1 CRISPR repeat array is annotated in these 433 nt (G+C 46.9%).

What is annotated here, in order from left to right:
- Position 1: 1 nt before the first annotated feature.
- Positions 2-433: direct repeats of the CRISPR family, unit length 28 nt; unit sequence TTCAACACACAGCCACCCGAAGGTGGCT.

Here is a 433-nt window from a genome sequence, read left to right as displayed (position 1 = left end):
TTTCAACACACAGCCACCCGAAGGTGGCTGCTAGGCGTTTGGATTTTAAACTGCTTTAAAGGTTTTGTTTCAACACACAGCCACCCGAAGGTGGCTGCAATTATAAAACACTCTCCAGTTTAGCCGTAGAAGTGGTTTCAACACACAGCCACCCGAAGGTGGCTGCCCTAAGTTACGCAACAATTCTGCGAACTTGTCATCTGTTTCAACACACAGCCACCCGAAGGTGGCTGCAACCATTTGAATTGCTTGTAAACCAGAAATATTAGGTTTCAACACACAGCCACCCGAAGGTGGCTGCTAGTCCTCTTACGTTAGTCTATTAAATTTGGTTTTGTTTCAACACACAGCCACCCGAAGGTGGCTGCTAGCGATTTTCCCGCTCATTTTCGCATTATCTCTAGTTTCAACACACAGCCACCCGAAGGTGGCT

This window comes from Aggregatibacter sp. oral taxon 458 str. W10330 (assembly GCF_000466335.1).
Classification (GTDB): domain Bacteria; phylum Pseudomonadota; class Gammaproteobacteria; order Enterobacterales; family Pasteurellaceae; genus Aggregatibacter.
This window is presented reverse-complemented; position numbering and strand designations above follow the sequence as displayed.